Genomic DNA, 18,699 nt, shown 5'->3' with positions numbered 1-18,699 from the left:
AAATAATATTATGGGGATATTGCTGGTTGAGGATGAACCCAATGTGGTATCGGTAATAAAACGCGGACTTGCAGAATTTGGTTACGAAGTAAGCGTGGCGGGCAATGGAGCAACTGGTCTGCAAATGGCGCTTGATCATGATTTTGACCTGGTGATATTAGACGTAATGTTACCCGTAATGGATGGTATACAGGTGTGTAAACTCATCAGGCAGCAAAAAACAACCATGCCTGTTATTATGCTAACCGCCCTTGACTCAACCGAAAATATTGTGAACGGTTTGGATAGCGGTGCCGATGATTATCTGGTAAAACCCTTTAAAATTGTCGAACTGGCTGCCCGTTTACGTACCCTGCTGCGTCGTAAAGGCGGCGATCAACAGCCTAAAAACAATATATTTACCATTAGCGACCTGGAGCTTAATGCCGAATCAAAAATAGCTTACCGCAACCAGGAACCATTAAAACTAACGGCTACAGAGTACCGATTGCTGGAATATTTTGTAAAGAATCAAAAAAAGATACTGTCACGTATCCAGATACTGGAAAGTGTGTGGGATATTGATTTTAATATGGGGACTAATGTGGTTGATGTATATGTAAACTATCTGCGTAAAAAACTGGAAAAGGGCGGTGGTTCAAAACTCGTACACACGGTTTTTGGTATGGGATATATCATGAAGGAGGGAGAGCCCGATGAAAATACAAAGTAAAATAACCTTACTGTTCCTGTTGCTGTCGGGTGTAATATTGGTATTGCTCAATATCACTATTTTTTACCTGGTATACAGGTTTGGTTTCGACGATTTTTTTAAACGGCTGGAAGCCCGTGTAAATATATCTGCAGAAGTGCGCCTGTTTCCTGGTGCCAAAAGCCAGGCTTACCAGGAAGTAAGGAATCGTTATCTGGAAAAACTGGAATCAGAAAAAGAATATTTTTTTAGTACGGATACGCTTAACAAAATTAATATAAACGGTGGAATTAACGTTAAAAGCAGTTTTATTAAAAACATCTTAAAAGATAGTGCAGCACGCTACAAGGTTGACAATATTTTTTATGCCGGTAAGGTATTTACAAAGGGTAACAGTAGATATATAGTTATCGTTTCGGCCATTGATCCGTCGGGTTTTCAAGAATTGAAAGACCTACAGAGGATATTGGTCTATGGCTTTCTGGCAGCCATGATACTGGTTTATTTTGTAGGTAAAATATTCTCCTTTTATACCTTTCAGCCGGTACGGCGTATCATTAATAATGTTAAAAATATAACAGCTAATAACCTGCATTTCAGGCTGGATGAGCTGAGTGGTAAGGATGAGATAGCCGAACTATCCTATACCTTCAATGATATGCTTAACCGCCTGGAAACAGCTTTTGAAACCCAGAATAACTTTGTAAGCAATGCCTCGCATGAGTTGCGCACACCCTTAACCATTATTAGTACCGAAGCCGAACTGGCACTAAGTAAAACCGATGCGAACCCGGAGCAGCGCCAGATATTTGGTACTATTTATTCAGAATCTGAAAAGCTGGGTCAAATATTAAATAGTTTATTGACGCTTGCCCAATCGGGTTTTGACGGCAAAAAACAGCGCTGGGAAAGTATCCGGATGGATGAACTCCTGATGACCGCTTCAGAATCAATTAAAAGGATCAATACCGATAGCAATATACAAATCGATCTGGAAGATATGCCAACCGACGAACACTTGCTTTACGTAAGTGGTAACAGTAACTTACTGCGCCTGGCCGTTACCAACATCATCAGCAATGCCTGCAAATACTCGGACAACCGCATGGTGAAAATAAGGTTGCTGGCCGAAAACAATAAAGTGATCATTTCCATCACCGACCAGGGCATCGGCATACCCGAAAGCGAGCTGCAGCATATTTTTGAGCCATTTTTCAGGGCCTCCAACACGCATAGCTATGAGGGGCACGGGGTGGGCTTGCCTTTAACACTTAACATTATACGTTTGCACAGGGGTAGTATAGGTATCCGTTCAGACGTTGGTAAAGGTACCGAGATCAAAGTGTTTTTACCTTTAGAGGCATCGGCATAAAACTCTAATCAATTTCTAATAACTTTCTTAGATCATCTTAATTATTGGGGGCTACACTTGTATCAAACAAAGCAGTACAAGTTAAACCATTAAATAATTACGACTATGAAAACGCTGTTCATCCCCACAGATTTTACGTACCAATCGCTCCAAAGCATTCCAACCATAGCTCAGCAATACTATCCGCAAAAAGTAGATATAAGACTGGTACACATGCTGAAGATTACTGATAACATAGGCGAACTGCTAATGCTGTCGCGCCGTTCGACCGAGTACAGGCAGATTCCTGATAATTTTTATATCCGCTGCCGCGATCTCGAAAAAGATTTCAGCCATCTGATCAACCGCATCCATATCGATATTTTTTATGGCAGTACCGTAGCTGTTTTTAATAACTACCTGGATGCGCATGATGTGGATGCCATTGTGCCCCCGCACGATAATTATCAATTGTTATTTAAAAACAGCATCGACCCCGAAATACTAATTGAAAAATGCGGTAAACGGGTACTTGCCAACCCAGAAACAGATGGCGTAATAGCAAACCTTATTGCTCAAGAGCCAGAATTAACAGAACAACAGTAATTAACCCCTTAATTATTAAAATATTATGCTACTAAAAGAAAACATCCCGGTTACATATGTATTCGGAAAAATAAAAAAAGAACTCATCATGGTGGCCATTTATGCCTCGGCCATTTACCTGGTGCATCAGTACTATGACTTAAAAGAAGTATCCATCCCGTTAACGGTACCTACCATATTGGGTACTATTATATCCCTGTTACTGGCTTTCCGGTCAAATCAGGCATACGGTCGTTGGTGGGAGGCCCGTATTTTGTGGGGTGGCATTGTGAATGATTGCCGTACAATTACCCGCCAGGTACTCACCTTTGTTGACAGCAGTATCGACGGCGACGAGAAATGGGCGCTCAAAGAACGGATTGTAAAACGGCAGATAGCCTGGTGCTACAGTTTGAGCCGCCACCTGCGTAAACAAGATGCCAAACAAAACCTGGAGGCGTTTTTAAGCGATGATGATGTCCGGAATATTCGTAATGTAGATCATGTGCCGCTGGCTTTAAATGAGTTACAAGGGCATGATTTGCGCACCTTGTATAAACTGGGTTGGGTTAACGAGTATCAGCAGGTAACTATGGATGGCACCCTGACCAGTTTTATGAACTCCATGGGGGGGTGCGAGCGGATCAAGAATACCGTATTCCCGGTTACATACAGTGTGTATATCCATTGGCTGGTACTGTTTTTTGTGCTGCTGCTACCTTTTAGTCTGATGGAGTCTTTTGGCATATTACAGGTGCCCCTGGTAATTGCTATTTCATCGGCATTTTTCCTGATCGAAAAAATGGCTATCCATTTGCAGGATCCATTTGAGAATATGCCAACAGATACTCCGACAACCGCCATCAGTAGGAAAATTGAGCAGGACCTGAAGCAAATGCTAAAAGACGAAATGCCACAAGTGACCGATATGGTGACCAACAATCAGCAACAAAAACAGGCGGTATTCTATATTTTATAATAACGGTTTAAAAAGTAATAAGTAGTTAATAGTTAATTGATTGCTACTGAACGAGTGGTTTTTGACTCTCCTGTTGTCTTAACCAAACGGCCCGGTATCTTGAAAAAGAGCCGGGCTGTCGTTTGTTATAAATACACGAAAAATAATACTGAATCAGAAGACTTTAGTTCTGAATAGGTGAAAAAATGGACTTTGGCCAGTGTTACCACAGCGCCACATGCGCAGGATCAAAAATAAGGCTCTCTTTATCTTCAGGAAAAAGCGTTAAATTTCCCTAACTTCATGGCGTAACGGAACCTGCTAACCTGGTATGAACATTAAATTTAAACGTAATCCTTTTCTTCTTTTTTTACCATTCCTGCTGTATTACGTTTATTATATCCTGAAACACAAATGGCCGGTTTTATATGGTGATGAACCCCGTTATATTAGTTTTGCGGTAAACCTATTGCATGGCTTTTATTCGCCGCCGGCTCCCGTTATTAATTTGTGGAACGGCCCCGGGTATCCCATCGCATTGATGCCCTTTGCAGCACTGCATTTACCCATTATATTTTACCCTTTGCTTAATGCGTTGTTTTATTACCTTTCCATTATTTTTCTTTACAAGGCTTTAACCTGTGTAGCCCGCGAAAAGATAGCCCGTTTTTTTGCTATTATATGGGCGTTTTATTTTAATATCTACACTTATTTACCGGCTATCCTCACCGAAATATTTTCGGCTTTCCTCATCGCGGCATTTATTTACAGTGTGGTATTGTTTTATAATGGCGGTAGGTTTAAGCACCTTGTACTTTCGGGCTTTTTGCTGGGCTTTTTAACCTTAACAAAAATCATTTTTGGGTACGTGCTGCTCAGTAGCTTACTGGTATGTCTTATACTTTTGGTTTTGGGTAAGGTAAAAAAGAATTACCAAAACTCCCTGTATATTATCCTGATTGCCTTTATAACTACGGCACCTTATCTTTTGTATACTTACAACCTTACCGGCAGGTTTTTTTATTGGGGAAACTCTGGTGGTATGAGCTTGTATTGGATGAGCACGCCAGATAACCTGGAATACGGCGATTGGAAGTTGCCCAGCTTAACCAATTTGCTATCACCACAGCCTTTTAATACTACTGAGGGGGATTCATTGCTGAAGGCCAATCATTCAGCCGAGATTGCGTCGATCTTAAAACACGAGGGGGCTGAGCAGGATGACCTGTTTAAAAAGGCCGCGATCAGAAATATCCGGGCGACGCCAAAAAAGTTTATCAAAAATTACTTTTATAACCTTTCGCGCATGTTATTTGATTTTCCGTATTCCTATTCATACCAGATCCCGCAAACCATTATCAATATCCTTACCGGCTCATTGGTGTTTTGGGCCAGTGTAGTTGCTCTAATACTAAGTGTTATCAACCGGCGAAGAATTGCTTACGCGATAAAATTCATCATGCTCATTTTTGTGTTATATTTTCTGATCAGCGGGCTGGTTAGCGCTTATGCGCGGCAGTTTGATGTGATGATGCCGGTAGTACTCTTTTGGATAGCCTATATGGCTGATAAACTTCCAAAAATCAGTCTGCGGTTCGCAGCAGAACCTGTAGAAAATGGATTGGGCTAGAGTGTACTAATGATTTTCAGAACCATGGAAATATTCATCAGCAAGGGCTTCAATCTGTGTCATATTTATAGGTAACTCCATCGTTTTTTAGCTCTTTGGTGGGCTAGTTATATATCACTTTTTCTTTTATTGGAGAGGTATCTGCGTACAGGAATATCATAAATTTTCATGGTGAGATAGGCCACACCTACCAGCAATATGGTTGAAATAGTAATGATAAGGGTAAATAGGCCCGGGCCGGGTTTATGACTGCTGTAATAGTCGGCAAATATCCACATAACCGTATAATGGGTCATGTAAAGGGGATATGATATTTCCCCCAAAAAAATGCAGAATTTTTTTAATGCCGGGGTTAAGATAGCTCCCGCTCCAAGTGTAATTAATAAGGGAAAATAAATCAATACCGACAGCACTTGTACCAGGCGGTATCCTTTTGAAAAAGGCATGGTAAATGCCAGTACCAATAATAAAGCCATACCAATAAAACCGAGTTTGTTTTTAATTATCCACTTGGAACGATAAACGAGCAAGCCCGCTGAAAATGAGTAACAGATACGGGCACAGCCATCCCACAAGGTGTCCAGACCCCAGCCGCCAATCAGGGTTCCGGAATGATAAGCTACCTGATAAATGAAGATTGCCGCAACTATAGTTAATAAAATCAAAAGCCGTTGCCCAATACGGCAAAGAATAAAAGCATACGCGATATTGGCCACATACTCCCAAAATAACGACCAGGCAGGGACGTTAAACAGGAACAAAGGAAAAGAATGATCATACCTTAGTGGGAGTGGGATAAGTAATATAGAGCTTACAAACAACAAAATGAGCTTGCCCGTTCCGTATAATTCTGTATGATTGCCACTATAAGGGTTGAAAAGATAAGCTAACAGACCCAATACAGAACCGAAAACAACCAATGGATGCAGCCTGATAATGCGTAATTTAAAAAACTCCATGATACCCATTTTTTGGATGCGGTTATCGTAGGCGTAGCCAATCACGAATCCGGATAAACAAAAGAAAAAATCGACCGCTAAAAAACCATGTTCTAAGAAATTGCTTGCATAATTTACCTGCAGAAAATGGTAAAGTACAATAGCTAAAGCGGCTACCCCCCTTAAACCATCAAGTACTTCAAAGTGCTGTTTGGTTTTAAGTATATCCGGATTTAACTGATTCTGGGGCATTAATGGTAATGGTGTAAAGTTTATGACTGAATGAGGAATAAATACTTATTTAAAAGTCCCTTAAGGTATAAAAAATACCTATTGCATCCCTCAAGCTTGTTTCCTTTTATTAGTCAAATATCTGCGTACCGGGATATCATAAATCTTCATCACCAGGTAAGCTATACCAACCAGTAGTATCGCCGATATCGAAATAATCAATCCCAACTGAGCAGGACCGGGTTTGTGGGCAGCATAGTAGTTCCCAAACATCCACATAACCGCGTAATGCGTCATGTATAGCGGGTATGATATTTTTCCGAAGAATACGCACAGTTTTTTCAGCCCCTGAGTTAAGACAGTTCCTGCACCTAAGGCGATCAACAGCGGGAAATAAAAGAGCACTACCAGTGTTTCGGTAAGCCAGTTCCATTTATTGGAGAAAGGCATCAGGAAGGCTAAAGACAGCAGCACCGCCAGTCCTAAAAAGCCCAGCTTGTTTTTGATGATCCAATTGAAGCGGTATATCAGCAAACCGGCTAAAAACGAATAACCGATACGAGCGCCGCCATCCCAAAAGTTGCCCTTACCCCAGCCACCCATCAGGTTTCCGGAGTGAGAAGCCACAAAACAAATACCTAGTGCCGCCAATATAGTGAGCACAAGCAGCAAGCGCTTATGAATACGGCAAAGCACAAAGGCATAAACAATATTGGCTATATATTCCCAAAATAGCGACCATGCGGGGGCGTTAAAACCGAACTGGTTAAAATAGCGGTCTGACATCACGGGGAAGGGGATAAGCAATACAGATAGTAAAAATAGCAGTATCAGCCTGCCTGCGCTGTATACTTCGGGGTGGCCGCCAAAAGGATCAAACAAAAAGGCTAACAAGCCCAGTACCGAACCGAAAATAACCAGGGGATGCAGCCTGATGATCCTGGATTTAAAAAACTCCATGATACCCATTTTCCCTATACGATCATCATAAGCATACCCAATCACGAAGCCCGACAGGCAAAAGAAAAAATCGACCGCCAGGAAACCATGACCTATAAAGTTTTGGCTGTAATCAGAATAAGCTATTTCCATAAAATGGAAGATCACCACCGCGAAAGCCGCTATTCCGCGCAAGCCATCTAAAATTTCAAAATGCTGTTTAGTTTTTAAGATCTCAGGTTGGAGTTTGTGTTCGGTCATTGTGTTTATTTATTGGTAAAAGCAGGTGCGCCGGGGTTGCGCGCAAAGGTCCAAGAATACCAAATAATAACGATTTAGCCAATTTTTTTGGATATTGATGGTCGTTCTTAGTGGATTAATTTTTCTAAATTATCCTTCACATGTTAATTTGGTTACGGTTAACCATCTATTTATTCATCATTCCCATAATCTCCCTTTATTTAATTACTTTGGTGGTTTCAGAATTTTTAACGCGTTACGTTTTTTAAGATGACCTATTGCCTGGGAATTAAAGTTAAAGAAGGGTTGCTGGCTATTGCCGATACCCGTATTACTTCTGGAACCGATACTACTGTAAAAAAGAAGATTACGATAGCGCAAAAGGATCATTTTTCGCTTTTTATCATGACCAGCGGCTTGCGTTCGGTGCGGGATAAGGCTATTACCTATTTTACAGAACAACTGGAAACCCGCGAGTTTAACAAGCTTTACAAAGCCGTAAACGCCTTTGGCGAACAGGTAAAACTGGCAGCCGAAGAAGATAAAGTGGCGCTGGAGCATGCGGGTTTTAAGTTCGATTTGAATACTATTATTGGCGGGCAGCTAAGTGACGACGATGAGCACAAACTGTTTTTACTTTATCCAGAAGGTAACTGGGTGGAGCTGGGCGAAGGTTCGCCCTATGTGGTTATCGGGAACGCGGCGCATGGCAAGGCTATTTTGAACCGCACACTTACAGAAAATTCAAGCCTGAAGCTGGCTCTTAAAACCGGTTTCCTGTCGTTTGATTCAACCCGGGTAAGCGCCAATAATGTGGATTTTCCGATTGATGTAGTGCTGTATAAAAAAGACAGTTTTGAGGTAGTAGAGCAGCGCTATGAGAAAAAAGACCTGGAATTTATATCGGCACAATGGGCCGAAGAACTAAAGAACGCGCTCAACCACGTTTCCGATGCCTGGATGGATCCTGCTTTTGAAAAACTAAACGAAATTAAAATTAAGACAGGATGAAAGGATCTTTGGAACAAGGAGCCAGGATTTTTTGGGGCCAGGACTATAAAAATTCACTAATTCATTAAATCACTCATTAGTTATGAAGTTCAATGTGTTTACCCAAATGCAATATGAGGCAAGGTCGGAAGGCACATTGGTATTAAATATTCATGCCTTGCGTACCCCAAACCAGTTGGTGCTTAGCGAAGAATTAACCATCGATCCATATCTTAAAGCCGAAGAATTAATAGCCATACAAGGCGAAAGCAGGCTAATGAGGGTTGAACTGACCGAACCTTGCTCATTGAAAATTACTTACCGTGCACTGGTTGATAATTGTTATGAGTTGCATGATTTTAGCCATTTGCCCGAAGCGTTGGTTTCGCAACTGCCTGCCACCGTGCTGCATTATTTGAACCCGAGCCGCTATTGCCAGTCGGACAAGTTATACCGTTTGGCGCATAACCTGTTTGGGTACATCACCAATCCGTTTGAGCAGGTGGTCACACTTACCGACTGGATACATCAAAATGTGCAATACCTGAGTGGTTATAGTAATGCACAAACATCGGCTTTTGATACGGTGACCGAGCAGATAGGTGTATGCCGGGATTTTGCCCACCTGGGCATAGCTTTATGCCGGGCACTCACCATACCGGCGCGTTATTTTACAGGTTATGCTTATCACTTAAAGCCAGCTGATTTTCACGCCTGCTTTGAGGCTTATCTGGGTGGCAACTGGGTGCTTTTTGATGCTACAAAACTGGTGCCGCTCAACGGGCTGATCAAGATAGCCACCGGCCGGGATGCTGCAGATACGGCCATAGCCAATATATTTGGCGATATTAATTTTACCACCATGGAGGTAAGCTGCGAACTGGCCGAAGCCGAAAACTTTGAGCCGTTTTATTATGAAGCGGGCGGCTTTAAAGGGCTGGTGTATTTGTAACTATATGCTGAATAATGGCTATCTGGCAAAATCCTGAAACAAGTTCAGGATAACTGCTGGTAGAGAAAATTTGACGTCGCGGGCAGATTCGAACTGCCGTAGAAGGTTTTGCAGACCTTAACCTATCCTCTCGGTCACGCGACTTTCTTAAAAAAAACTATAAATCACTTATGGAAGATGGAAGGGTAAGATCTTGTTTATCTTTCTCCTGGTATGGAGCAGGAATTAGCACCTTTTACATTATGCGGATGTACAGGTTGCTAAGACGTCTTTGGGCCTTTCCCTCAGTCTTTCTTGATAAGCGTAATAAAGAACTATTTGTCGTTGTTGACCCTGCAAATATAAAAACTATTTATATAATTCCTATGGATTTAGTAGAATATTTTAAATAAATTATTTTCTTGTGTTTTGACAGGCGATAATGAGCAAAGATTTTTGGATTAAGGAACAAAGACTTTTGGGGTTTTATCCTTGCTCATTGGTCCAAGGATCCTTGTTCTTTTTGGGTGAGTCAACCCGTCTTGATATTTTTTAACCATTATTTCTCATTAATGCACATATTTGCATCATGAGTAAGTTATGGCAAAAAACTACCAATGTGAATGAACTGGTAGAGAGTTTTACTGTTGGCCGCGACAGGGAATTTGATGAGCAAATGGCAGCCTTTGATGTGTTAGGATCATTGGCCCACACCCGTATGCTGCAAAGCATAGGATTGATGGATGCTGCTGATCTGGACCTGGTACAGCGCGAGCTAAAAGCCATATATACCGATATTGAAAAAGGCGGTTTTACCATTGAAGATGGGGTAGAGGATGTGCACTCGCAGGTAGAGATGCTGCTTACCCAGCGCATAGGCGATGCCGGCAAAAAAATTCACAGCGGCCGCTCCCGGAACGACCAGGTACTGGTTGATCTGAAACTATTTTTCCGCCACCAGTTACAGTTGGTAGTTGAAGAAACGGAAACGTTGTTTCGCCAGTTAATAACACTCAGCGAAAAACATAAAGACATTTTGCTGCCTGGCTATACGCATTTGCAGGTAGCTATGCCATCGTCATTTGGTTTGTGGTTTGGTGCCTATGCCGAAAGCCTGGCCGATGATCTGGAGCTTGTTTTGGCGGCTTACCGTATCACCAATAAAAATCCGTTAGGTTCGGCGGCAGGTTATGGCTCGTCGTTTCCCTTAAACCGTACTTTAACTACCCAATTGCTGGGCTTTGATAGTTTGAACTATAATGTGGTATACGCCCAGATGGGCCGCGGCAAAACTGAGCGAATCATAGCACAGGCTTTATCGTCTGTAGCAGCTACCCTGGCCAAAATGGCTATGGACCAGGCTTTGTACCTGAGCCAGAACTTTGCTTTTGTAAGCTATCCGGATACGTTGACTACCGGCAGCAGTATTATGCCGCATAAAAAGAACCCCGATGTTTGGGAAATTATGCGCGGCAAATGTAACCGCCTGCAGGCACTACCAACCGATGTAGCCATGATGACCACCAACCTACCATCGGGTTATCACCGTGAGCTGCAATTGCTGAAGGAATTGTTATTCCCCGCTTTTGCCGATCTGAAAAGCTGCCTGCATATGGCCACCTTTATGCTGCAAAACATCAGCGTAAACGCCGATATACTGAAAGACCCGAAATACGCTTACCTCTTCAGTGTAGAAGAAGTGAACCGTATGGTATTGAGTGGTACCCCTTTCCGTGATGCCTACAAACAAATAGGACTGGCCATAGAACAGGGTGATTTTAACCCCGACAAAACTGTAAATCATACCCACGAAGGCAGTATAGGCAACCTCGGTAACGAGCAAATTACGGCTTCTTTTAATAAACTGCTGACCAATTTTGATTTTGAAAAGGTTGACAAGGCGATAAAAGAGCTGGTGAAATAGGTGACACAATAAATTGGTTATTATGTTGTTATTGCATAATAACCAATCACTTAAACCTATGAAAAACCTGCAAAACTTGTTTGTTGTATCACTCTTACTGCTTGTGGCTTTTGTTTCTTGTAAACATGACAATAGTATAACCATTCAAGGTGATATTAAGGGTTTAAATGCAAAATGGGTATACTTACAATCCAATTATCCAATAGGCTCTCTTCCAATTGATTCAGCAAAAGTTATTAATGGAAAATTTGAGTTTGTCCGCCATCCTGATACCCTGTTTATAGCCGACCTGGTTTTGTTGAAATATAAAGATGAAAAAGGTAAAAGTAACTTCCTGAGCGTCGCTGACCCTTATAAAGCAGATAAAAGCAAGCCATCATTGTATGCCGCTTTTATAATGGAACCAGGTTTGACGACGCTTACCGGAGATCTGTCAAATAACAAAGGCATAAGCATAACAGCGGGGCATCAGAATGAGTTTTATTTCAAAAATTTAGATCTGCCATTTATCAGAATTAGTAAGGATAGTGTTAAAAGATCGGCCCAAGCTGCACGTATAAAAAAGCTGGTTGAGGATACCCCCGATGCTTATTGGGCGCTTTTTGCATTTAATGATTTCAAGTATGATTTAAATCATCAGCAGATTAAAAGTATTTTTGATGAATTTAATGATGAAGTAAAATCATCTTACCAAGGCAAAAATATCAAGCAATTTCTTGATGACCAGCCCAAAAACAAGAACGAGTTTCCAAATAGTGTTTTTGCTGATCAAAATGCAAAACCAGTAACGCTGGTTGATACTACCAGGAAATTGAACATGGTTGTATTTTGGGCCAGTTGGTGCGGGCCATGCCAGCGCGAGATTCCGTCGTTAAAAAAAATAGCATTTGCCTGTAAAAACGATAATTTGAGATTTGTAAGCGTATCGATTGATGATCAAAAGACCGAATGGATAAAGGCCGTGAATGAAGAGAATATGCCATGGCAGCAATTAATTATACCCGCTAAACAGGTTAACCGGGCCAACGCACAATATAACTTAGGATGGGTGCCTCAAATTTACCTGGTTAATAATAAAAGGCAAATAGTAAAAAAAATAGATGGTTTTGATGCCGGCAACGAAGAGATAGTAAAAACTTTTATAACCAATTACCTGGCAAAAAACTGATATTTGCCACTTATATATATGAACGGACAAAACAGAAGCGATATATATCCAGGCCTGGAGGTTGACATTATCCTGAAAAAAGATCAGCGTACAGGTAATCTTACGCGCGGTTTTGTAAAAAGACTGCTTACCAACTCCGCTTATCATTCGCGGGGTATCAAAGTGCTGTTAGATGACGGGCAGGTTGGTCGTGTGGCCTGGATAGTAGAGGAGGAAGATTAGGAGAGAGTCAAGAGATAAGAGTCAAGAATCAAGACAGTGCGAAAATTGTTGATCAGATTGGCTTGCAGTTATTTTTTCTTGACTCTTATCTCTTGATTCTTTTCACATAATTCATTAATTCTACACAATTCATCGCCATATTTACGGGATAAACTTTTCTTATGCCTGCAAATAAAATAAAATCAAAGGTTTGGTTTCGGTTGGATGCTCATTACCGGGTGCTTATTTCGTTAGTGATAAGTGGTATCGTGTTATTTTTGTCACTGGGGCATTTTAGCGCGCCTGCAGAAATATTGATTATCTGGATAGCTTTCGCGTTAGCAATTATCATCATGGATTGGATAATCATCTTGTCGTCCCACCCAATGGAAGTGCGCCGGATAGCCCGTATTCAAGATAGCAGCCGTACATTGATATTCCTGTTCGTGATCATAGCTTCATTGGTGAGTACGCTGGCTATATTTTTCCTGCTTAAATCATCCAAACACCTATCGCCAGAAGCGGTAACCGAGCATGTTTTGCTGAGTATGGCATCAGTTATTGTTTCCTGGGTGCTGGTACATACCATATTTACGCTACGCTATGCGCATATGTATTATACCACTGATGTGGACGATGATAATAATAAAAAAACATTAGGTGGCCTTGACTTTCCCGGCGACGAAAAGCACCCAGATTATCTGGACTTTGTTTATTTCTCCTTTGTTATTGGCATGACGTTTCAGGTATCTGATGTGGAGATTTCTTCCCGCCAGATCCGCCGTTTGGCCTGGATACATGGTATGATATCCTTCGCATTCAATACAGCCATTGTAGCATTGGGTATCAACGTGATATCGGGCCTGGTATCCAGCTAAAATAAACTGCTTTGTGCCTCGATGAATTTAGGGCGAAGCAATTGTGTTCCTAATGCTTTATTCAGTTCATCGGTTACATAATCGGCTAGTATAGGCGAGTAGCGTTCATCATGCTGGTGCATGAAGAACCATACCGATCTTAGGCCTTGTTGTTGCCATTGTTTAATACGGGCAACCCATTCATCCAAACGGGCTTTGTCCGAATCAAAATTGCCATCCACCAGTCCGTTACCCACAAAGCGAATAAAAGCATGAGGTGTAGGCAGGTTCATGTGTACCACATCGCGACGGCCGGTAGCATCGGTAATTACTGCGCCGATGCCCAGATCATGCAATAGTTTAAAAACCTTTTCGCTGTTTTCGGGTACGGAAAACCATTCCTTATGCCGCAGCTCTACAAAAACAGGAACATCTTTAGGTAATTGCTCCAAGTATGCTTTGAGCTCCGGAAAGCTTTTTGGGGCATAGTTATCGCTCAGTTGTAAAAACATGGGGCCCAGTTTATCGCCAAAAGCCAGAACGCCTTCGTAGTAATTGGTGGTAATATCTTCGGCGTTTTTTAGCCTTCGGATGTGACTGATGCTTTGCGAAAATTTTGGACAAAACTTAAAATCGGGATTGTTATCGGCTTTGGCTTTCCATTTGGAAATGGTATCGGGCCCGTAAACATTATAAAAGGTGGCGTTAAGTTCAATACAGTCAAAATGCTTTACGTACTCATCCAAAAAATTGGCTTCTTTAGTTTTAAGGGGGTAGATCTGACCTATCCACTCTTTACGGCCCCATTTGGCACAACCCACGCGAACCTGTAATGGCTCTGTGCTTTTTGCAGCTGCCAAAGTGCTTAAAGTAAGCGCTGTATCAGGCGGTAGGGTAAAATCTACAGAAGCTAATTCTTGCGGGGTAACGCGGCCAAATTCCATATCGATGTATTATTTTATGCAAGATAGGATTTTGTTAGAATAGGTGGAATTTATACAAAAGAGACTATATCATAAATCAAATTGACCACCCTTGGTGTTGTGTCACCTATGAATTGAAATTTAGCCGATAATATTTACACAAAAGTGGGTTTACATATTTTTTTGAGAAAAATACATAATTAATTGATTATCAAATATATAAATCAATTTTAGCCATGAAAAGTGTAAACCATGTAAACCCACTTTTTGTTGATCTGTAAAGCAATTACAAGAACATGCCACCCGAAGCTTCAATACGCTGCGCATTGATCCAGCGGGCTTCTTCGGTACATAAAAAGGCTACAATACCGCCAATATCATCTGGCATACCTGGTCTACCTAAAGCGGTGATGCTGGCTATCCTGTCATGCATACCTTCATGAGAAAAGGCCTCTTTGGTAAAGTCGGTTTCAATAATGCCTGGTGCAACCACATTGGCCGCAATGCCACGCGGGCCAAGCTCTTTGGCGAGGTATTTGGTCAACACCTCAATAGCACCTTTCATAGAAGCATAAGCGGCATACCCCGGGGTAGCAAAGCGGGCCAAACCGGTTGAAAAATTGATGATGCGGCCTCCATCGGCAATAACTGGCAGGCTTTTTTGGGTTAAAAAGTAAACACCTTTAAAGTGTATGTTCACGAGGTTATCAAAATCCTCTTCGGTAGTTTCGGCAAATTTTGAGGCTGCGTCAATACCCGCGTTGTTGATCAGGAAATCAAAAGTGTTGCGCCCCCATTTTTCTTGCAATACCGTGGTAAGCTGACTGATAAAACCATCGAATGATTTAACGATGCCAGTATCCAGTTGCAAAGCGGCGGCTTTTTGACCGCTTTTTTCAACAGAGGCAACAACTTCTTCTGCTTCCTCTTTTTTACTGCGATAGGTGATGATCACATCAATTCCTTTTTTGGCCAGATGTTGGGCCGCGTTTTTGCCTAAGCCGCGACTGCCGCCCGTAACCAAAGCTATTTTATTTGTGCTCATTTTATTTTTGTTTAAAGTTTATGATACAAAGTTGCAGTTAAATAGTATGGTAATTATGGTGACTACTTCAGTTTAAATGGTAACTGTTTCAGATTAAATGGTACTCATTTCGTGGTGTAAAAAGGCCTGTCCACCATGGTTCGACGGGCTCACCATGACACACTGACTCCCTTATGTCATTGCGAGGCACGAAGCAATCTCGTAGCTATTCCTATCCATGAGAACGCGATGAGATTGCCACGCTGCGCTTGCAATGACATATTTTTATATAGATGCTCCATGACACCTTCTAGTCCACCTGTTCATATTGTTTGATCAATATCCCTTCACGGTACTGTTTGGGTGTAACTCCCTCAAAACGCTTAAAAAATTTGGTGAAATTAGATGGATCAAAAGTAAGCTGGGCGGCAATTTCGGCAACGGGTGCAGTGCTGCTCTCAAGTATCTTTTTAGCTATCCGCATGATCTTTTCTTCAAAAAAAAAGCAAGGGGCACGGCCCGTGGTTAACTTGATAGTATTGCTTAAATGGGTAGGGTGGATGTGCAATTGATCGGCAAAGTCGCGGATTTCCATCATATCCATTACCTTATGTTGCAACAGGTCATCCAGATGCTGATCAACGGCTTTCAAAAAGTCGCCGGTTATTTCGTGCTGCCTGGCCAGTATCTTTTTAGGAATGGGTGTTGTTGCCATGATACCAAAGTTAAGCAAACAAGTCTGTCTTAAAGACAGGCTCGGCCCTTTTTTTCGAGGCCTGTTCATAGGCATAGGCCAGCGTAATGATGTCGGCCTCTTTATAAGCGGTACTAAAAAACGACAGCCCCACCGGCAATTCATGTACCTTACCCATAGGTACGGTGATATGTGGATAACCGGCTTTAGCAGCAGGCCCTGAGAATGAAAAACCGTTATCATAATCGCCATTGATGAGGTCAATGCAAATAGAAGGCCCGTTGGTTGGGCCAATGATGGCATCCAGTTTGTTATCTGTGAGTATTTTGTCTATGGCTTTGCGGGTACCGTCGCTGGTTTGTTTCAAGGCCTCCAGGTACTCTTTGCTATTCAGGTCGCCTTTGCTTTGCGCAATTTCCAACGTTTCCTGTTTAAAAAAGGGCATGGCCTTGGCTTCGTTCTGCTTATTGAAAGCGATAACATCGGCCAGCGTTTTCATTTTACTGTTGGCTGTGCTCAGGTATTTATTAACGCCATCTTTAAATTCATACAGCAATACGGTAAACTCACCCCGGCTGATATCTTTCAGCACTTTGTTCAGTTCTACTTCAACAATGATGGCACCTTTGTTTTTCAGGGTGTTGAGCGCATCGTTCAATAAAGCCACCACGGCCGCGTTACCCTCCAATGCCGATTTCTCTACCCCTAGTCGTTTGTCTTTCAATCCGTTTGCATCCAAAAATTTGGTATAGTCTACCGCTGCTTTTCCTTTACTGGCAAGGGTGTAGCTGTCCTGTGGGTCAATACCGGCAAGTATGCCTAAAACGATGGCGGCATCCTTAACCGTTCGGGTCATGGGGCCGGCGGTATCCTGTGTTTTGGATATGGGGATGATGCCCGAACGACTCCACAAACCTACGGTGGGTTTAATGCCCACTAGGCCGTTTACCGACGATGGCGATACGATAGACCCATCAGTCTCGGTACCGATAGCCACAGTGCACAAATTGGCAGCTGTTGCCGATCCTGAGCCTGCACTTGACCCACTCGGGTTTCGATCCAATATATATGGGCATTTGGTTTGGCCACCCCTGCTGCTCCATGCACTGGTAGAGTGCGTTGAGCGGAAGTTGGCCCATTCGCTTAAATTGGTTTTGCCCAGTATCACCGCACCTGCTTCGCGCAGTTTGTGCACAATGAAAGCGTCCTGTTTGGCAAAGTTATCAGCCAGTGCCAGCGCTCCCGCAGTGGTGTGCATATTGTCGGCGGTATTAATATTGTCTTTGATGAGCACGGGTATGCCATGCAAAGGGCCGCGTACTTTGCCTTGTGCGCGTTCTTTATCCATAGCGTCAGCCATGTTGAGTGCATCTTTATTAAGTTCGATGACAGCGTTGAGCTTTGGCCCATTCTTGTCTATTTTATCAATACGTTTCAGGTAAAGTTCGGTAATGAGGCGCGAGGTATACTCTTTGGCCTGCATTTTTTGCTGCAGATAGGAGATGGTAACTTCCGATAGTTCAAAGAGGTCGTCCTTGTTGTTGGCAGCCTCATCGATCTTTTTCTCTTCGGCCGGCTGACTGCATGACGCTGCAACCAAAGTTGATATTGTTAAACCTGCTAATGAGCCTGTTTTCAGGAAGTTTCTTCTGTGCATAACCGGTGGGATTTTAAGCTATTACAAATAACAAAATATTTAGCTAATTAAAAATAGCCAATCCGATTATGTATGTACAAAATTACATCCACCCCCAAATAAAGGGCAGATGTAACAAGTTAGGTTTGTATTATCTTTTATAATATACCACCAATGATGCTTTGGCTATCACATTCTGGTTAAGCATAAAACCGGTTAAGGCCGCCGAGACTTTATTATCAAGAGCAAGTTTAGCTGATTTTAGCGCATAAACTGTAATTACATAGCCATGGGCCGCGTCATTTTCTGGTGGGCAGGGGCCTCCGTAACCGGGAACACCAAAATCGGTAAGTCCCTGGATACTACCCGTTGGTGCTATTCCTGCCGATAGGCTGCCTGCTCCCTGTTTAAGTTCGTGCACGTCCGCCGGAATATCAAAAATAACCCAGTGCCACCAACCGCTGCCGGTAGGCGCCTGCGGGTCATAAATGGTTACGGCAAAGCTTTGTGTGCCCGGCGGTGCGTTTTGCCATTCCAGTTGAGGAGATTTGTTGCCACCGCTGCAGCCAAAGGTATTGGAAGTAAACTCGTTGGTGAACTGGCCACCCAGGTCTTTGCTTTTAAGGGTAAAAGTTTGTGCATTTACAACGGAACCAAGGCTTACAGCCAGCACAAATAAGATGAATGTTTTCATGATCTTTTGGATAATATTTATTTACCCAAAAATGCAGCTTTTTAAGGCTCTGCTGTTATTGTTGCAGGCTCAAAAACTATTGAAAAAAGCTCAT

General features: G+C 42.3%; 18 protein-coding genes and 1 riboswitch. Of the genes, 11 read left to right on the top strand and 7 right to left on the bottom strand.

Annotated features, from left to right (window positions below; translation table 11 throughout):
• Positions 1–10: 10 nt before the first annotated feature.
• The 5 genes from BW976_RS11600 (at position 11) to BW976_RS11580 (ending at position 5,215) form a co-directional block, all read left to right on the top strand.
• Positions 11–712 (top strand): response regulator transcription factor, encoded by a 702-nt coding sequence (locus tag BW976_RS11600; RefSeq protein ID WP_076373463.1) that lies wholly within the window; start codon positions 11–13, stop codon positions 710–712.
• Positions 696–2,063, top strand: coding sequence for a HAMP domain-containing sensor histidine kinase (locus BW976_RS11595; RefSeq protein WP_076373462.1), 1,368 nt, complete (start codon positions 696–698; stop codon positions 2,061–2,063). The genes BW976_RS11600 and BW976_RS11595 overlap by 17 nt, the downstream gene beginning before the upstream one ends.
• A 105-nt stretch (positions 2,064–2,168) precedes the next feature.
• Positions 2,169–2,648, top strand: a complete 480-nt coding sequence (locus BW976_RS11590; RefSeq protein ID WP_076373461.1) for a hypothetical protein — start codon at positions 2,169–2,171, stop codon at positions 2,646–2,648.
• Positions 2,649–2,673: 25 nt separating this feature from the next.
• Positions 2,674–3,606 carry a bestrophin family protein gene (locus tag BW976_RS11585; protein WP_076373460.1) on the top strand — a complete coding sequence of 311 codons (933 nt, stop codon included), beginning with the start codon at positions 2,674–2,676 and terminating at the stop codon, positions 3,604–3,606.
• 310 nt (positions 3,607–3,916) lie between these two features.
• Entirely contained in the window at positions 3,917–5,215 is a 1,299-nt protein-coding gene (locus tag BW976_RS11580) for a glycosyltransferase family protein (RefSeq protein ID WP_076373459.1), read from the top strand.
• 107 nt (positions 5,216–5,322) lie between these two features.
• Here the strand turns inward: BW976_RS11580 and BW976_RS11575 are convergent, their stop codons facing one another.
• Both BW976_RS11575 and BW976_RS11570 read right to left on the bottom strand, forming a co-directional pair.
• The gene (locus BW976_RS11575; RefSeq protein ID WP_076373458.1) at positions 5,323–6,405 is read right to left on the bottom strand and encodes an acyltransferase family protein; all 1,083 of its coding nucleotides are present in this window, start codon (positions 6,403–6,405) and stop codon (positions 5,323–5,325) included.
• A 90-nt stretch (positions 6,406–6,495) separates the two neighbouring features.
• Positions 6,496–7,584, bottom strand: coding sequence for an acyltransferase family protein (locus BW976_RS11570; protein ID WP_076373457.1), 1,089 nt, complete (start codon positions 7,582–7,584; stop codon positions 6,496–6,498).
• Between the two features lie 249 nt (positions 7,585–7,833).
• Here BW976_RS11570 and BW976_RS11565 point away from each other — a divergent pair, with 249 nt between their 5' ends.
• The 6 genes from BW976_RS11565 (at position 7,834) to BW976_RS11540 (ending at position 13,655) form a co-directional block, all read left to right on the top strand.
• Entirely contained in the window at positions 7,834–8,574 is a 741-nt protein-coding gene (locus BW976_RS11565; RefSeq protein ID WP_076373456.1) for a proteasome-type protease, read from the top strand.
• Between the two features lie 82 nt (positions 8,575–8,656).
• Complete coding sequence (locus BW976_RS11560) at positions 8,657–9,505, top strand: transglutaminase-like domain-containing protein (protein WP_076373455.1); 849 nt, start codon at positions 8,657–8,659, stop codon at positions 9,503–9,505.
• 194 nt (positions 9,506–9,699) lie between these two features.
• Positions 9,700–9,809: riboswitch (SAM riboswitch) on the bottom strand.
• Positions 9,810–10,073: 264 nt separating this feature from the next.
• Entirely contained in the window at positions 10,074–11,408 is a 1,335-nt protein-coding gene (argH, locus tag BW976_RS11555) for an argininosuccinate lyase (protein WP_076373454.1), read from the top strand.
• Positions 11,409–11,466: 58 nt separating this feature from the next.
• Positions 11,467–12,576: a TlpA disulfide reductase family protein gene (locus BW976_RS11550; protein ID WP_076373453.1), complete on the top strand. Its 1,110-nt coding sequence runs from the start codon at positions 11,467–11,469 to the stop codon at positions 12,574–12,576.
• An 18-nt stretch (positions 12,577–12,594) separates the two neighbouring features.
• Entirely contained in the window at positions 12,595–12,798 is a 204-nt protein-coding gene (locus BW976_RS11545; RefSeq protein ID WP_076373452.1) for a YwbE family protein, read from the top strand.
• Between the two features lie 161 nt (positions 12,799–12,959).
• Positions 12,960–13,655, top strand: a complete 696-nt coding sequence (locus BW976_RS11540; protein ID WP_076373451.1) for a DUF1345 domain-containing protein — start codon at positions 12,960–12,962, stop codon at positions 13,653–13,655.
• Here the strand turns inward: BW976_RS11540 and BW976_RS11535 are convergent.
• From BW976_RS11535 to BW976_RS11515, 5 genes are all read right to left on the bottom strand, one after another.
• Positions 13,652–14,578 carry a DUF72 domain-containing protein gene (locus BW976_RS11535; RefSeq protein WP_076373450.1) on the bottom strand — a complete coding sequence of 309 codons (927 nt, stop codon included), beginning with the start codon at positions 14,576–14,578 and terminating at the stop codon, positions 13,652–13,654. The genes BW976_RS11540 and BW976_RS11535 overlap by 4 nt on opposite strands.
• Positions 14,579–14,843: 265 nt before the next feature.
• Positions 14,844–15,602 carry an SDR family NAD(P)-dependent oxidoreductase gene (locus BW976_RS11530; RefSeq protein ID WP_076373449.1) on the bottom strand — a complete coding sequence of 253 codons (759 nt, stop codon included), beginning with the start codon at positions 15,600–15,602 and terminating at the stop codon, positions 14,844–14,846.
• Positions 15,603–15,891: 289 nt separating this feature from the next.
• Positions 15,892–16,296, bottom strand: a complete 405-nt coding sequence (locus tag BW976_RS11525) for a helix-turn-helix domain-containing protein (protein ID WP_076373448.1) — start codon at positions 16,294–16,296, stop codon at positions 15,892–15,894.
• Positions 16,297–16,306: 10 nt separating this feature from the next.
• On the bottom strand, positions 16,307–17,932 hold the full coding sequence (locus BW976_RS11520) for an amidase (RefSeq protein ID WP_076373447.1): 1,626 nt from the start codon (positions 17,930–17,932) through the stop codon (positions 16,307–16,309).
• Positions 17,933–18,062: 130 nt separating this feature from the next.
• Positions 18,063–18,605 (bottom strand): YbhB/YbcL family Raf kinase inhibitor-like protein, encoded by a 543-nt coding sequence (locus BW976_RS11515; protein WP_084192164.1) that lies wholly within the window; start codon positions 18,603–18,605, stop codon positions 18,063–18,065.
• Positions 18,606–18,699: the final 94 nt, after the last annotated feature.

The organism is Mucilaginibacter lappiensis, from assembly GCF_900155965.1.
GTDB classification, from domain to species: Bacteria; Bacteroidota; Bacteroidia; order Sphingobacteriales; family Sphingobacteriaceae; genus Mucilaginibacter; species Mucilaginibacter lappiensis.
This window is presented reverse-complemented; position numbering and strand designations above follow the sequence as displayed.

Coding starts and splice junctions, on each gene's coding strand:
- BW976_RS11600 (WP_076373463.1), top strand. CDS start 11: ATGGGGATATTGCTGGTTGAGGATGAACCCAATGTGGTATCGGTAATA.
- BW976_RS11595 (WP_076373462.1), top strand. CDS start 696: ATGAAAATACAAAGTAAAATAACCTTACTGTTCCTGTTGCTGTCGGGT.
- BW976_RS11590 (WP_076373461.1), top strand. CDS start 2,169: ATGAAAACGCTGTTCATCCCCACAGATTTTACGTACCAATCGCTCCAA.
- BW976_RS11585 (WP_076373460.1), top strand. CDS start 2,674: ATGCTACTAAAAGAAAACATCCCGGTTACATATGTATTCGGAAAAATA.
- BW976_RS11580 (WP_076373459.1), top strand. CDS start 3,917: ATGAACATTAAATTTAAACGTAATCCTTTTCTTCTTTTTTTACCATTC.
- BW976_RS11575 (WP_076373458.1), bottom strand. CDS start 6,405: ATGCCCCAGAATCAGTTAAATCCGGATATACTTAAAACCAAACAGCAC.
- BW976_RS11570 (WP_076373457.1), bottom strand. CDS start 7,584: ATGACCGAACACAAACTCCAACCTGAGATCTTAAAAACTAAACAGCAT.
- BW976_RS11565 (WP_076373456.1), top strand. CDS start 7,834: ATGACCTATTGCCTGGGAATTAAAGTTAAAGAAGGGTTGCTGGCTATT.
- BW976_RS11560 (WP_076373455.1), top strand. CDS start 8,657: ATGAAGTTCAATGTGTTTACCCAAATGCAATATGAGGCAAGGTCGGAA.
- argH (WP_076373454.1), top strand. CDS start 10,074: ATGAGTAAGTTATGGCAAAAAACTACCAATGTGAATGAACTGGTAGAG.
- BW976_RS11550 (WP_076373453.1), top strand. CDS start 11,467: ATGAAAAACCTGCAAAACTTGTTTGTTGTATCACTCTTACTGCTTGTG.
- BW976_RS11545 (WP_076373452.1), top strand. CDS start 12,595: ATGAACGGACAAAACAGAAGCGATATATATCCAGGCCTGGAGGTTGAC.
- BW976_RS11540 (WP_076373451.1), top strand. CDS start 12,960: ATGCCTGCAAATAAAATAAAATCAAAGGTTTGGTTTCGGTTGGATGCT.
- BW976_RS11535 (WP_076373450.1), bottom strand. CDS start 14,578: ATGGAATTTGGCCGCGTTACCCCGCAAGAATTAGCTTCTGTAGATTTT.
- BW976_RS11530 (WP_076373449.1), bottom strand. CDS start 15,602: ATGAGCACAAATAAAATAGCTTTGGTTACGGGCGGCAGTCGCGGCTTA.
- BW976_RS11525 (WP_076373448.1), bottom strand. CDS start 16,296: ATGGCAACAACACCCATTCCTAAAAAGATACTGGCCAGGCAGCACGAA.
- BW976_RS11520 (WP_076373447.1), bottom strand. CDS start 17,932: ATGCACAGAAGAAACTTCCTGAAAACAGGCTCATTAGCAGGTTTAACA.
- BW976_RS11515 (WP_084192164.1), bottom strand. CDS start 18,605: ATGAAAACATTCATCTTATTTGTGCTGGCTGTAAGCCTTGGTTCCGTT.